This is a genomic window from Kribbella sp. NPDC000426, assembly GCF_040300265.1.
Taxonomy (GTDB): Bacteria; Actinomycetota; Actinomycetes; order Propionibacteriales; family Kribbellaceae; genus Kribbella.
Map to the genome: position 1 here is coordinate 347678 of NZ_JBEPDK010000007.1, position 13969 is coordinate 361646.

At 68.8% G+C, this 13969-nt stretch carries 15 protein-coding genes; 8 read left to right on the forward strand and 7 right to left on the reverse strand.

Translation table 11 applies throughout. The annotated features are described in order from the left end of the window. Positions 1 to 8: 8 nt before the first annotated feature. Genes ABT313_RS33245 through ABT313_RS33255 form a run of 3 tightly spaced genes read right to left on the reverse strand, consistent with a single transcriptional unit; the run spans position 9 to position 1536 of the window. Positions 9 to 848 carry a TIGR03560 family F420-dependent LLM class oxidoreductase gene (locus ABT313_RS33245; protein ID WP_350861981.1) on the reverse strand — a complete coding sequence of 280 codons (840 nt, stop codon included), beginning with the start codon at positions 846 to 848 and terminating at the stop codon, positions 9 to 11. 49 nt (positions 849 to 897) lie between these two features. Continuing rightward, positions 898 to 1260 carry a hypothetical protein gene (locus ABT313_RS33250; RefSeq protein ID WP_350861983.1) on the reverse strand — a complete coding sequence of 121 codons (363 nt, stop codon included), beginning with the start codon at positions 1258 to 1260 and terminating at the stop codon, positions 898 to 900. Between the two features lie 9 nt (positions 1261 to 1269). Next, the gene (locus ABT313_RS33255; RefSeq protein WP_167207287.1) at positions 1270 to 1536 is read right to left on the reverse strand and encodes a DUF2277 domain-containing protein; all 267 of its coding nucleotides are present in this window, start codon (positions 1534 to 1536) and stop codon (positions 1270 to 1272) included. Between the two features lie 87 nt (positions 1537 to 1623). Between ABT313_RS33255 and ABT313_RS33260 the strand changes: the two genes are divergently transcribed. Together ABT313_RS33260 and ABT313_RS33265 are read left to right on the forward strand one after the other, a co-directional pair. Beyond that, the gene (locus ABT313_RS33260) at positions 1624 to 2268 is read left to right on the forward strand and encodes a TetR/AcrR family transcriptional regulator (RefSeq protein ID WP_350861985.1); all 645 of its coding nucleotides are present in this window, start codon (positions 1624 to 1626) and stop codon (positions 2266 to 2268) included. Then, a complete protein-coding gene (locus ABT313_RS33265; RefSeq protein WP_350861987.1) occupies positions 2265 to 3053 on the forward strand; it encodes a maleylpyruvate isomerase family mycothiol-dependent enzyme in 789 nt (262 codons plus the stop codon). The genes ABT313_RS33260 and ABT313_RS33265 overlap by 4 nt, the downstream gene beginning before the upstream one ends. Positions 3054 to 3057: 4 nt before the next feature. On the opposite strand, the gene moeZ is transcribed toward ABT313_RS33265, so the two are convergent. The 3 genes from moeZ to ABT313_RS33280 form a co-directional block, all read right to left on the reverse strand. Further along, positions 3058 to 4251, reverse strand: coding sequence for an adenylyltransferase/sulfurtransferase MoeZ (moeZ, locus tag ABT313_RS33270; RefSeq protein ID WP_350861989.1), 1194 nt, complete (start codon positions 4249 to 4251; stop codon positions 3058 to 3060). A gap of 174 nt (positions 4252 to 4425) precedes the next feature. Further along, entirely contained in the window at positions 4426 to 7173 is a 2748-nt protein-coding gene (locus ABT313_RS33275) for a Calx-beta domain-containing protein (RefSeq protein WP_350861991.1), read from the reverse strand. Positions 7174 to 7265: 92 nt separating this feature from the next. After that, entirely contained in the window at positions 7266 to 8129 is an 864-nt protein-coding gene (locus ABT313_RS33280; RefSeq protein WP_350861993.1) for an alpha/beta fold hydrolase, read from the reverse strand. Positions 8130 to 8240: 111 nt separating this feature from the next. Here ABT313_RS33280 and ligD point away from each other — a divergent pair, with 111 nt between their 5' ends. From ligD to ABT313_RS33305, 5 genes are all read left to right on the forward strand, one after another. Next, entirely contained in the window at positions 8241 to 9167 is a 927-nt protein-coding gene (gene ligD, locus ABT313_RS33285; protein WP_350861994.1) for a non-homologous end-joining DNA ligase, read from the forward strand. 13 nt (positions 9168 to 9180) lie between these two features. Then, the gene (locus ABT313_RS33290) at positions 9181 to 9360 is read left to right on the forward strand and encodes a hypothetical protein (protein WP_350861996.1); all 180 of its coding nucleotides are present in this window, start codon (positions 9181 to 9183) and stop codon (positions 9358 to 9360) included. A gap of 92 nt (positions 9361 to 9452) precedes the next feature. After that, positions 9453 to 10082 carry a TetR/AcrR family transcriptional regulator gene (locus tag ABT313_RS33295; RefSeq protein WP_134108667.1) on the forward strand — a complete coding sequence of 210 codons (630 nt, stop codon included), beginning with the start codon at positions 9453 to 9455 and terminating at the stop codon, positions 10080 to 10082. 131 nt (positions 10083 to 10213) lie between these two features. Then, entirely contained in the window at positions 10214 to 10441 is a 228-nt protein-coding gene (locus ABT313_RS33300; protein ID WP_130439935.1) for a DUF3107 domain-containing protein, read from the forward strand. A gap of 145 nt (positions 10442 to 10586) precedes the next feature. Next, entirely contained in the window at positions 10587 to 10862 is a 276-nt protein-coding gene (locus tag ABT313_RS33305; protein WP_350861999.1) for a GlsB/YeaQ/YmgE family stress response membrane protein, read from the forward strand. Positions 10863 to 10917: 55 nt separating this feature from the next. On the opposite strand, the gene ABT313_RS33310 is transcribed toward ABT313_RS33305, so the two are convergent. Beyond that, positions 10918 to 11598: a ferritin-like fold-containing protein gene (locus ABT313_RS33310; RefSeq protein WP_350862001.1), complete on the reverse strand. Its 681-nt coding sequence runs from the start codon at positions 11596 to 11598 to the stop codon at positions 10918 to 10920. Between the two features lie 311 nt (positions 11599 to 11909). On the opposite strand from ABT313_RS33310, the gene ABT313_RS33315 reads away from it, so the two are divergent. After that, entirely contained in the window at positions 11910 to 13937 is a 2028-nt protein-coding gene (locus ABT313_RS33315) for a DEAD/DEAH box helicase (protein ID WP_350862003.1), read from the forward strand. The last annotated feature ends 32 nt before the right edge of the window (positions 13938 to 13969 follow it).

Genomic DNA, 13969 nt, shown 5'->3' on the forward strand with positions numbered 1-13969 from the left:
AGGTCAATCTAAGCCAGCGGCGCGAGCGCCTTCGCGAGCGGCTCCAGGACCGACGGCGGCGCGTCCAGCGGCAGGTTCATGATCACGAGGTCGACGCCGGCCTCGGCGTACGCCGCCGCGTCGGCGACCGCCTTGTCGAGCGGGCTGTCCGGGTCGACCCGGACGTTCACCGAGCAGGTGATCTCGTTGACGTCGCGGCCGACCTCGTCACAGCGCTGGACCAGGACGTCCTTGAGCGGCTTCCACTCCTCCGGGCTCGGGACGATCACGTTCCACTGCTGCGCCCACCGGGCCACCGCGCGGAGCGTCCGCTTCGGGCCCTTGCCGCCGATCGTGATCGGCGGGTGCGGGGTCTGCACCGGCTTCGGGTTGCAGTACGCCTCGGTGAGCTTGACGTACTTGCCGTCGAAGTTGGCGACCTTCTCGGTGAGCAGCTTGATCATCGCCTCGGTGCCCTCGTCGAAGCGGTCGAAGCGCTCCTTCAACGGGTACAGGTCGATGCCGTACGCCGCGGTCTCCATCTCGTTCCAGCCGGCGCCGATGCCGAGCTCGAGCCGGCCGTTGCTGATGATGTCCGTGGTCGCCGCCATGTTCGCGAGGACGGCGGGATGCCGGTAGATCATCCCGGTCACCTGGCAGCCGAGGCGGATCCGCGAGGTCGCCTGCGCCAGCGCGGCGAGCGTCGTCCAGGCCTCCAGGTTCGGGCCCTGCATGTCACCGCTGAGCGGGTAGAAGTGATCCCAGTGCCAGGCGGACTCGAAGATCTCGAACTGGTCCGCCGCGATCCACACGTCCCGCATCTGCTGCCAGGTGGTGTGTTCCGGCCTGGTCTTGATCGCGAACCGCATCCCGCGCCTCCCTAGAAGGGGAACCGTTTCCCCGACGGGACATTACCAACTAGCCGATGCACAGGGACGTGATCGGGCGACTCTGCTGGAGGACCGTCACCAAGGTGAAAACCTCGGACACAACGGCGGCGACGGCGGTCCAGAACAGGATCAGCACGAGCGTCTGCCGGCTGCGCCCGAACCAGCGCAGCAGCAGGAACAGCGCCACTGCCCCGACGGCCACACCGGCGAAGCTGAGCACGAAGGCACTCATCGGCAACGGCAGCGTGCCGTCGCAGGCAGCATGCCGACGTCGCGACAGCTCGGTCTCGGCGTTGGCGCTGGTCAGCGACAACAGCACGCCGGCCACGATCAGGCCGAACACCACCCCCTGGTGCCGGCGGGCCGGACGACCCTCCGCTTCGTCCCCCACGGGAAGCTTCTAGTCGAGGCCGAGGCGCGCGCGAACCTCCGGGCGCCGCAACGGTGGGACGGTCTGCGGCGGAGTCCGGCGGGCCGGCATCTCCTCCAGCAGTTGTTCGGTGATCCGCGCGACCTCGGTGGCCGCGCGCTCGATCGGGCCGCGCGTGGTCGCACTCAGCGAGCCGACGCCGGTCACCTTCCGCACGTACTGCAACGCCGCCGCGTAGACCTCCTCAGAGGTAGCGGACGGCTCGAGTCCCCGGAGCACGGTGATGTTTCTGCACATGTCACGACAGTACGTGGCTGGTGGGACAGTTAGGTCAAAACCTACGAGCTATTGACTTCCCTAATGGTCGTAGGTTTTCCTCAAGGCATGAGTACTACCGTGCCGGACCGGCGGTCCCGGCGTCGCCAGGAGACGATCGGGGAGATCCTCGACGTCGCGATCGAGCTGATGGCGGCCGAGGGCGTCGCCGCGCTGAGCCTGTCGGCGGTCGCCCGCCGGCTGGGGATGCAGCCGCCGTCGCTGTACCAGTACTTCCCGTCGAAGATCGCGATCTACGACGCGCTGTTCCAGCGGGGCGCCGAGTTGTTCCTGGCCGCGCAGCGGGAGGCGATCGCCGCAGCCACCACCGACGACGTCGTGGAGCTGCATCTGATCGGCACCACGGCGTACGCGCGCTGGAGCATGCAGAACCCGGTCTACTCGCAGCTGATGTTCTGGCGGACGATCCCCGGGTTCGAGCCGAGCCCGGAGGCGTACGCGCCGGCCCAGGAGGCGCTCGGCGTACTGCAGGACGGTCTGCAGGCGGCGGTGGACGTGGGCCGGCTGCACCCGGACGCTGCGAGCGAGGAGGGTCTCGCAGTGTTCACGTCGATCACGGCAGGGGTGTTGTCGCAGCAGATGGCGAACGAGCCGGAGGCGACCTTCGAGACGGGGCGGTTCACGCGGCTCTTCCCCGTCGTACTGGAGATGTTCTACCAGCACTACGCACCTAACAGGGGGAAGAAGAAATGAGCGCAGTACTCGCGGAACAGATAGGGCGGGCCGACCGGCCGCGGTGCCGGGTCCATCGGGACGCCGAGCTCCAGGCGTGGCACGGGCTGCTCGCGTCGATCGACGGGGACGAGTGGCAGCGCCGTACGGTCTGCGACGAGTGGGACGTCGCGGACATCGCCGGCCACCTGATCGGGCAGGCCGAGGACGTGAACCGGCTGTTCTCGTTCCCGCGCCGCTACCGGAAGGCCAAGCGGGTCTATCCCGACGTACTGCGGATCGACGCCCACATGATGGTCCAGGCTGACGAACACCGCGGTACGCCGCCGGCGCGGTTGCGGGCCGAGTTCGATGAGGTGTGGGCGAAAGCGACCCGGAAGATCTCGACCGAACCGGCGCTGATGCGGCGGATGTCGATGTCGATCGACGGGTTCGAGAGCGTCCGGCTGAGTCTCGGGTACATCCACGACATCCTGCTCGCGCGGGACCTGTGGATGCATCGCGATGACGTCTGCCAGGCGCTCGGCCGGCCGTTCGACGCCGGGCCGCACGCCGAGGAGCTGGTCGCGCAGGTGATGTACGACGTGATCGACGGGCCGTGGTGGGGAGAACGGCCCGCCGTCGAGGTGGAGCTGACCGGTCCGGGAGGTGCGACGTACCAGCTCGGGAGGGGCGAGTCGGTGGGTCGCGCCGCCGTCGACGCGGTCGGGTACATGCGGACGCTGTCCGGACGCGACGACGCCCCGGTGGTTACCGGTGATCCGGTAGCCACCGAGGCGATCGCGTCCTGCCGGATGCCGTTCTAGTTCGTTAGTACGAGGGCTGGCTCGGGTCGATCTGGTCGACCCAGGCCACCACGCCGCCGCCGACGTGGACGGCGTCGGAGAAGCCTGCGCCCTTGGCGATCGCGAGGACCTCGGCCGAGCGGACGCCGGACTTGCAGTGGAAGACCAGCTGCTTGTCCTGCGGCAGCTTCTCCAGCGCGACACCGGTCTGGAAGTCGGCCTTCGGGATCAGCACCGAGCCCGGGATCCGGTTGATCTCGTACTCGTTCGGCTCGCGGACGTCGATCAGCACGAAGTCCTTCTCGCCGTTGTCCTTGAGCTTGATCCACTCGCTCAGCTGCTTCACCGAGATCGTCGAGCCGACGGCCGCGTCGGCCGCCTCCTCGGTGATCGCGCCGCAGAAGCTCTCGTAGTCGATCAGCTCGGTGACGGTCGGGTTCTCACCGCAGATCGCGCAGTTCGGGTCCTTGCGGACCTTCAGCGAGCGCCAGTTGAGGTCGAGCGCCTCGTAGATGTTCAGCCGGCCGAGCGACGGGTCGCCGATACCGGTGAGCAGCTTGATCGCCTCGGTCACCTGGGCCGCGCCGACGGACGCGCACAGCACGCCGAGCACGCCGCCCTCGGCGCACGACGGGACCATGCCGGGCGGCGGCGGCTCCGGGTAGAGGCAGCGGTAGCACGGGCCGTTGTCGGCCCAGAACACGCTGACCTGGCCGTCGAAACGGAAGATCGAGCCCCACACGTACGGCTTGTGCAGCAGCACGGCGGCGTCGTTGACCAGGTAGCGGGTGGCGAAGTTGTCGGTGCCGTCCACGATCAGGTCGTACTGCTCGAAGATCTCGAACACATTGTCGTTGTCCAGCCGGGTCTCGTGCAGGACGACGTTCGTGTACGGGTTGGCCTCGAGGATGGACTCCTTGGCCGACTGGGCCTTGGACTTGCCCACGTCGGACTGGCCGTGGATGATCTGGCGCTGCAAGTTGGACTCGTCGACGGTGTCGAACTCGACGATGCCGAGGGTGCCCACACCGGCGGCGGCCAGGTACAGCAGAGCAGGGCTGCCGAGGCCGCCGGCGCCGATGACCAGCACCTTGGCGTTCTTCAGCCGCTTCTGCCCGGCCATCCCGACCTCCGGGATGATCAGGTGCCGCGAGTAGCGTCGCACCTCGTCGATCGTGAGCTCGTCGGCCGGTTCGACCAGCGGTGGCAGTGACGACACGTTGTCGGCTCCTCAGGAAGACGTCGGACGGGATCTGATGGTTTTCAACCATCTGTCCCACCTCCATGTTCCCGCACTCGCCAACCCGGTCCCGCGAGAGTCCACATCCCGGGAGAGTCGTCTCAGAAACGCGACGTGCCGGGCGCCCCCAGGGTGCCCGGCACGTCGGTAGTACTAGTCGTTGTCGATGATCGTTGCTGTGAGGGTCACCGGGACCTTCAGCGCGGCGCCGTCGACCTGCTGGATGATCGCGGTGAACGTCTCCGCCGGTTCCTTGACCTTGTCGTCGAGGATCTTCACGGACAGCTCGCCGGTGGTCTGCCCCGGCTCGACGTACCCGTCGACGGCGCGGTCGACCGGGCCGGTGCCGTCGTCGTTGGCGGATGTGTAGTCCTTGCGGATCACCGCCGTACCGTCCTTGAGCACTCCGCTGAACGACACGAACTTGTCGCTCGGAGCGGACAGTTTGACGCCGAAGTTGACCAGGCCGGTCTTCTCGGCCGTCTTCAGGCTGCTCAAGGTCAGCGACGGCGTCGGGTCGTCGTCCAGGACCAGACCGTCGCCGAAGGACTCGTTCAGCAGCCCGTCGTGCGGTACGGACAGCACCAGGCTGAAGGGCAGGTCATAGCTGTCCCGTGTGTTCCCGGTGATCGGCACAGACACCTTCTGCCGCACCTGTCCCGGCTTGAACACCAACTGCCGCCCAACGTCCCCGACGCTCTCACCGAGGTCGCCGTTGGTCTCGACGTACACACTGACCGGCCGGATGCTCGGCCGCGACATGGTCACCCAGAAGTCGACCGAGTGCGTGCCCTGGTCGCCTTCCTTCACCGTGACGCTCGACGCGGACAGCTTCGGCAGCAGCGCCGCAGGCACCGAATGGCCCAGCCCTGGCGACGAGAAGGCCAGATCGCTCACGTACGCCGACCCGCTGGCCACCCTGTCCGTACGGAGCTCCACCGCGCGCACGTCACGCAGGTCGATGCCCTTCAGCGACGACACCGGGATGCGGACCGTCCGGAGCAGGTTCTTCGGCAGACCGCTGTCGTTGCTCCCCGGCATCCGCACCAGCGCGTCACTGACAGCAGACACCGGTACGACGGCCGCCCGTCCGTGCCCGTCGACCACGTGAACGCTCAGATCGGTTCTCGGCGCCCCGGCCGGGTCCGGTGCGGCGCGGAACGTCAGTGCGGCAACCCGCCGCACGTCCCGCTGCCCTGCCGGGACGTTGACTCGCACTACCCCGTTCGTCCCACTCCACTGCAGTTTCGTGACCGCAGTGGTCGGCGTCTTGGCCGCGAACCACGCAGCACCCCAGTGCGGCGCGTTGGACCAGTCATCAGTCGCCATACAGGTCGGCGTCGAAGCTCGCAGCCCAGTAGTCGTCACACCAGCGCAGACCGTCGCAGTCACCTTCCCGGTAACCGCTCCGGCCGGCAGTGCCTTGTCCAGACGGTTCACGTCCCGTCCCTGCGACACCACCCGAACGACTGCCTTGCCCGCGGCCGCCGCCCGCGAGTCGGAGCCGTCGAACTGCGGCAGGAACTGCGTCTCGTGTCCCAGTTGCAGCCGGAAGAACCCGGCGACGTACGCCGTACCAACCGCCTGCTGCTCCTTCGGCGTCAAGCGACCCGGGTACTTCGCGCCGCACGGCGAGGCCTTCTCGTCGCCGAACCAGTCGTCGTTCGACGGCGCGGCGGACTGCCCCGGCGTCCACTCGGTGTTGAAGAAGTTGTGGTTGGCACCCATAACCGTGACCGTCGACCGCGCCGAGGCGTCGCCTCCGACGGAGTACCGGGTGTCGTCGTAGAACTTCTGTCCTTGCAGGTCGGACACGTCGCCGTCGCAGTACGGCAGTACGACGCTCATCGCCACACCTGGCACGGTTGCCCGCGCGAAGTCGGTCGGGGCGAGCGGCAGCACCGCACGGATCCCGTATTGACCGCCGCGGTCCGCGTTGAGGACCGCGGCACGCGCGACACCCTCACCGCCGCGGGAGTGGCCCATCAGCCCCACGTTCTGCAGGTCGATCTTGCCGACGAACCTGGTGCCGAACGGGCCGCCGCCGATCGTCGACCACTTCCGCCACAACGCCAGGTGGTCGAGGATCAGCTCGGCCCGAGCCTGCGCGCCCGCGTCGTACGCCTCGCTGTCCCAGGCGTTGATCGCGTTGGCGCTGATCGACACGACCTGGTACCCGTTGCTGGCCAGCGCTGTCGCCGGTCCGTCGTACCCGCGGTAGCTCGGGATCGCCTTCATGCCCGGCGGGCACGGCCACGGCTTGTCGTCGTCGGACGGGTGGGTCGGATCGCCGTAACAGACCTCGTGCCGGCCGTGCAGGAAGACGACCAGCGGCCGCGGACCGACCGCACCACGCGGCGAGTACACCTTGCCGAGCAGCTCCGAGCGGTGGCCGAGGCCCGGCAGGTAGACAGCCTCGTTGCCGAGGTTGTACTCCGCTGTGTCGACCTTGTACTTACCCAGCGCGCCGGGGTCGGCCGGCAGCAGCGGACCACGCCGCGCCTTCAACCAGTAGGCGTCGGTCGGGCCGGCCGCGGTGATGCTCCGGCTCATCCCGGACTGCTTACCCAGGTCGCCGGACCAGACCAGGCGTACGTCGCGGGCCTTCAGCACGGCCGGGTCGGCGCTGACCAGTGTCAGCGACTTGCGGTCCGGCGACTGCTGCGCCACACCCAGCGGTCTGCCGTCGACCTCCAGCAGCGGAAGCGAGGCACGCATCGGGGCGGGGGTGTCCAGGTGCAGCGTGAGCCGGTAGCCGCCGGTCACCGCACTCACATCCCACTGGTTGCCTTGAGCAACCGATTGTGGTGTTGCCGGCGGTGCGGCGGTAGCGGTGAGTGTCCCCACACCGAGCAGTGCGACCATCCCCAGCGACAGACTTCGGGCGGTTCTGCCGATCACTCGCACAGTGGTCCTCTCGTTCGTTCGACAAGTCATCTGTAGTACTTGTCAGGCGAGAGGAAAGTTGACCGGATCCGTCGCTCAGTCGTGTCTCAGTCGGACGTCGGATTCGACTCGATCAACTGGCGGAAAGCCCGGGCCACCTCGGCCGGATGCTCCATCTGTGCCACGTGTCCGGACTGCGGCAGATAGAGCAGCCGTGCGTTCGGGAACGTGCGCTGGGCCTTGGTGCGGATCCGTGCGTCGACCAGCCGGTCTCTACCGCCATAGATCAACAGGACCGGGCACTCCACTTTGGCTGCGTCCGCCCACAACGACCGGCGCGGTCTGGCCAGTGACGACCGCAGAATGCTCCGAGCGCCGTCCACCGTGGCCTGCCGGCCCCACGGGTCCGTGTCACGCCGGTGCAGCTCCGCCTCGTACGCCGCCCGTACCTCTGGCGCCAGCGACCGCGGATCGCCGAACACCATCGCCAGCGAGGCCTCGAACCGCCGCTCGAACGGCAGCCGCGCCGACCTCTGCAGTACTGCGGGGCCGAGCCTGGGCGTGGCGAGCGCCGTGAACCAGAGCGCACTGGCCGACACACGTGGATGTGGCAGCGCCGGCGACACCAGAGTCAGCGAGGCCACCAGGTCAGGACGCAGCGCAGCCAGCGCGACCGACGACGCCCCGCCCATCGAGTTCCCGAACACGTGCACGGGCTGGTCGTACTCACGCTCCAGCAGTTCGACCAGCACTGCGGCCTGCTCCGAGATCCCCGCCGCGCCCGACAGCGGCGTACGGCCGAAGCCAGGGAGGTCGGGGGCGACCCCGCGGATCGTGTCGTTGAGCATCAGACCCAGGGCGGTCCAGTTCAGGGACGATCCGCCCAGGCCGTGCACGAACAGGGCAGGCGGGAGGTCCGGCGTCGCACCAGGCAGGTCCCTGACCAGCAGATCCACCCCCGCGACCGGCACCCGCCGCTCCGGCCACTGATTCAGCTCCGGGGGTAGGCCATCCCCGGTTACTGGCCCGTAACTATCCACGCCACCCATGTTAGGACTGTTCCTAGGTGGAGACTGGGACGCATGGCGGGCGCGCAGCAGCAGCTGACGACCGAGGTGGACGGGCAGACCATGAAGCTCACCAACCTCGGCAAGGTGCTGTACCCACAGACCGGGTTCACCAAGGCCGAAGTGATCGACTACTACCACCAGGTGGCCGAGCTCCTGCTCCCCCACCTCAGCGACCGGCCCCTGACCCGCAAACGGTGGCCCGACGGCACCGAGGCGGCGTACTTCTTCGAGAAGAACGCTCCCCGCGGTACGCCGTCCTGGGTGCGCACCGAGACGCTGCCGACCCCTGGTAGCTCGACCGGACGCGACGAGATGAGCTTCGTGGTGTGCGACGACATCCAGACCGTGGTGTGGCTGGCCAACCTGGCCGCGCTCGAGCTGCACGTGCCGCAGTGGCGGATCGGGCTCTCCGACCAGGGCAGGGACCCGCAGGCCGACCTGATCGTCTTCGATCTCGACCCCGGGCCCGGGGCCACCATCGTCGAGTGCTGCGACGTCGCCCTGGCCCTGCGGGAGCTGCTCGGCCACTACGGGATGGAGGGCTGGCCGAAAACGTCCGGGAACAAGGGCATGCACCTGTACGTGCCGATCGAGCCCGCGTCGTCCCGGGAGACCAGCGCGTTCGCCAAACAGCTGGCCGAGCAGCTGGCAGAGGCCCTGCCGGAGAGCGTGACCGCCAACATGACCAAGGCACTCCGGCCCAACAAGGTCTTCATCGACTGGAGCCAGAACGCCAGTGCGAAGACCACGCTGGCGCCGTACTCGCTCCGGGGCTCCGACGAGCCACGGGTCTCCACACCGATCGACTGGGACGAGGTGGCGTCGGCCAGGTCCCCGGAGGAGCTCCGGTTCCTCCCGCACGACGTACTGGCCCGGATCGAGGAGTACGGCGACGTACTCGAGGGCCTGTACGACGATCCGCAGCCGCTACCGACCTGAGCAAGGAGGCGCCATGTCAGAGACCGACTTCGAAGGCCCGGACTACGACCCGGCGTTCGACGCGGAGTACGACACCGACCGGGACCCGCTCGACGAAGCCGCCGAGGAGGACGTGCCTGCTGACGCCAATCCCGCGGACGTGGAGGAGCAGCGCCGCGAGGTGGGCGACGACGAGGAAGACGATTACCGCTGACGGTGCCATCGCGGCCCGGTTCGGCGGGGAAGCTACTGGTGGGGAGGACTGCCCGGTAGGATTCGGGGAACGTCATCCGAAGGAGCACCACCGTGTCGACGACCCCCGAGACCGCACCGAAACGCGGCAGCCGCCTGCCTCGGCTGGCTCGGCGCGCGCAACTGCTCGAGGCGGCCCAGGAGGTGTTCGTCGCGAACGGCTACCACGCCGCCGCGATGGACGACATCGCCGACCGGGCCGGCGTCTCCAAGCCGGTCCTGTACCAGCACTTCCCCGGCAAGCTCGAGCTCTACCTCGCGCTCCTGGACACCTCCTGCGACGCGATCGTCGCCTCGGTGCAGGACGCGCTCAAGTCGACCGAGGACAACAAGCTCCGGGTCGCGGCGACCATGCACGCCTTCTACGACTACGTGGCGAACGCGCAAGGCGCGTTCCGGCTGGTGTTCGAGTCCGACCTGACCAACGAGCCGGCCGTGCGCGAGCGGGTCGACCGGGTCACGCAGGCCTGCGCGGAAGCCGTCTCCGAGGTGATCAGTGCGGACGCCGGCCTGAGCCGCGAGCAGTCGATGGTGCTGGCGGTCAGCCTGGTCGGCATGGCGCAGGTCAGCGCGCGGTACTGGCTGGGTGAGGGCAACCCGTCGATCCCGCAGGAGCACGCCGCCGACCTGGTCGCCTCGCTGGCCTGGCGCGGCATCCGCGGCTTCCCCCGCACCGATAGCTGAGGTTCTGCCGCCGATGTCCTGCGGCTGAGGTTCTGCTCTGGGCGGACGGGTGAGAGCTCGGCGGCGGCAGCGGATAGGCTCGAAAGCATTACCGGCGAGAGCCGCCGGTCGGAACGTGCCCGGAGGGTTTCGTGGAGGTAAAGATCGGCGTCCAGCACGCCAATCGTGAGCTGGTGCTGGAGAGCGAGCAGAGCCCGGAAGAGGTCCAGGAGCTGGTGGCTGAGGCCCTCGCCGGGAAGACCGGTCTGCTTCAGCTGACCGACGAGAAGGGCCGCCGGGTGCTGATCCCGGCCGACCGGCTGGCCTACGTCGAGATCGGCGAGGTGTCGACCCGCAAGGTCGGGTTCGGCGCGATCTGATCCCGGTCCGGACACAGTAGAGCGTGTCCGGGTTGCGGACTGCGGTCGAGAGGGCACGATGGCGGTAAGACCTGCGTCGTGAATGGTCTGGTTGTCACGGGGCACCAGCTACGCGCAGGTCGGCCATCCCTCACAAGGAGGAACCGTGTACTGGGTCTGGATGATCATCGTCAGTCTCATCGCGGGCATCATCTTCGGGCCGCTGGCCCGGCTGGTGCTCCCCGGCAAGCAGAACATCAGCCTCGGCTGGACCATCCTCGGCGGCGGCATCGGCGCCTTCATCGGTGGTCTGATCGCCTACTTCCTCGGCGTCAAGGACACATCGGGCCCGGACTGGATCCAGTACCTGATCCAGATCATCTGCGCCGCGATCGTCATCGCGATCATTTCGTCGCGCAACAGCAAAGCCAAAACCGCCTAGCCCAGGCACCCTCAAACGGCCGCCACCCCACCAGGGGCAGGCGGCCGTTGCCGTGTCAGGCCTGCAGGCCGAGGGCTGTCATGCGGGCGGTGTGGGCCTCGGTCAAACGGGTGAACATGCGGCCGATGGCGGCCAGGTCGAGGCCGGGGCGGTCGACGCTGCCGGCCAGCAGAGCGGTCAGGGAGTCGCGGTCGGCGGCGATGCGCTGGGCCTGGCTGAGAGCCTCGCCGACCAGCCGGCGGCCCCAGAGCGCCAGCCGGCCGCCCAGCTTCGGGTCCTCCTCGATGGCGGCGCGGACGCGGTCGACGACGAACTCGGCCTGGCCGGAGTCACCGAAGACGTCCAGCACCAGGGCCCGGGTCTCCGCGTCCACGAACGAGGCGATCTCGCGGTAGAAGTCGTTCGCCAGGCCGTCCCCGACGTACGCCTTGACCAGGCCTTCGAGCCAGTCCGACGGCGCGGTGTGGTCGTGGAACGCGTCCAGCGGCGTGACGAACGGCTCCATCGCGTCCATCGGGTCCACGCCGAGCTCCACCAGCCGGTCCCGGAGACGCTGGAAGTGGCCGAACTCGGTGGTCGCCAGCGCCGCCAGCTCCGCCTTGTCGTTCAGCGTCGGCGCCAGTTTGGCGTCCTCCGCCATCCGCTCGAACGCGGTCAGCTCGCCGTACGCGAGCACTCCCAGCAGATCCACCGCCGCGGCCCGGTAGGCGGGATCATCAAAGGCCGTCTGCTCCATGCCCGGCACCCTATCGGGCCGGGGGCGGTGGCAACGGACAAAAGAGAGGAAAAGAAGGGCGGAGTAGGAGGATGCCCGGCACCCGGTCGGGCCGGGCCCGCGAGTGGCGCAAACCACACGAAGCGGCGTTGACAGGTTGAGCGGTTACACTGGTGGGCGATTCGCCGGTGACGCGCCCAGATGGGCAAGCTGGTGCGAGGTGCTTGCACAGTGTCCCCGCGCCTCACGTAACAAGGCGCCCGGCCCCTGAGCAATCTGTCCGCACAAGCATGTGAGAGGCGATCAGCCTGACCACCTTCCGAGAGCTCGGCGTGCTGCCCGAGATCTGCGACGCGCTCGACCGCGTCAACATCGTGGAGCCGTTTCCGATCCAGGAGATGACACTCCCCGTCGCCCTGATGGGCACCGACCTGATCGGCCAGGCCCGGACCGGGACCGGCAAGACGCTCGGCTTCGGGATTCCGTTGCTGCAGCGCACCATTTCCCCCGGCGAGGCCGACTACGAGGAGCTCGCCGCTCCAGGCAAGCCGCAGGCGCTGGTCGTCACCCCGACCCGCGAGCTGACCATCCAGGTCGCCAAGGACCTGACCACCGCGTCCACCGTGCGTACGGTGCGCGTGCTGACCATCTACGGCGGCGTCGCGTACGAGCCGCAGCTGGACGCGCTGAAGAACGGCGTCGACGTCGTCGTCGGTACGCCGGGACGCCTGCTCGACCTGGCGAACCGGGGCGTTCTCGACCTCGGCCACATCAAGGTGCTCGTCCTCGACGAGGCCGACGAGATGCTCGACCTCGGCTTCCTGCCCGACGTGGAACGCATTCTGCGCAAGACGCCCGAGCTCCGGCAGACGATGTTGTTCTCGGCAACGATGCCGTCGGCCGTGATCGGGCTGGCCCGCACCCACATGCGGCACCCGCTGAACATCCGGGCGGAGTCGCACGAGGACACCCAGATGGTGCCGACCACGGCACAGTTCGTCTACCGGGCGCACGATCTGGACAAGCCCGAGGTGGTGGCGCGGATCCTGCAGGCCGAGGACCGCGGCCGGGTGATGATCTTCTGCCGGACCAAGCGCGAGGCGTCCCGGCTCACCGACGACCTGCAGGACCGCGGGTTCAAGGCGGCCGCGATCCACGGTGACCTGAACCAGCAGGCCCGGGAGCGGGCGCTGACCCGGTTCCGCGGCGACAAGATCGACGTACTGGTCTGTACCGATGTCGCGGCCCGGGGTATCGATGTCGAGGGCGTCACGCACGTCATCAACAACACCTGCCCCGAGGACGAGAAGACCTACATCCACCGGATCGGCCGGACCGGGCGCGCGGGGGCGAGTGGCATCGCCGTCACCTTCGTCGACTGGCCGGACGTGACCCGGTGGAAGGTGATCAACAAGGCGCTCGACCTGCCGTACGACGAGCCGCAGGAGATCTACTCCACGTCGCCGGAGCTGTACCACGACCTCGGCATCCCGACCGACGCCAAGGGCCGGATCCGCGCCGCCCGGGCTCCCGAGGCCCGTGAGGCGCGCGAGTCCCGTGAGTCCCGCGAGGACGCACCGCGTGGTCGTCGCGGCCGTGGGTCGGATCGGCCCGAGGGGCGCTCCGAGGGCGACGGTGCACCGCGGTCGGGACGCAAGCGGAACCGGACGCGGAAGCGCACCCGGGCCGGTCAGCCGGTCGAGGAACTCGCCGACGTCACCACGAAGACCGAGGTCCCACCGGCCACCGAGGCGCTCCAGGACGAGACCCGCAAGCCCCGCAAGCGCACCCGCACCCGCAAGTCCGCGGAGGCGCCGGCCGCCGAGGCACCGCAGGTTGTCGAGTCAGCAGCCGTGGTCGAGGCGCCGGCGGAGAAGCCCGCCAAGCGGACCCGCACCCGCAAGACGGCTGAGTCGAAGGCGGCCCAGCCGGGCGACGTCACGGCAGCCGAGGCGCCGGAGCAGGCGTCGGACGTGCAGGCAACTGCACCGACCGGCGACACGACCGCCGAGAAGCCCGCGAAGCGGACGCGCACCCGCAAGACCGCCGCAGCGAAGGTGGCCGAGCCGGTGGCCGAGGCGAGCGACGCCGAAGCCGGGGACAAGCCGGTTAAGCGGACACGGACGCGCAAGACCGCTGCGGCGGAGGTAGCTGAGCCGGTTGCCGCGGATGCCGAGGCCGGGGACCAGCCCGTCAAGCGGACGCGGAAGGCCGCCGCGGCGAAGGCGGCTGCGCCGGTGGCGGTGGCTGAGGCGGACGGTGCTGAGGCTGGGGAGAAGCCGGTTAAGCGGGCTCGGAAGGCGCCGGCCAAGAAGGCTGTCGGGCCGGCGACGACGCCGATCTTCAGTGCGCCGGAGTGACTGTTTCCGAACGGTGATCTGAGGCTGCAACA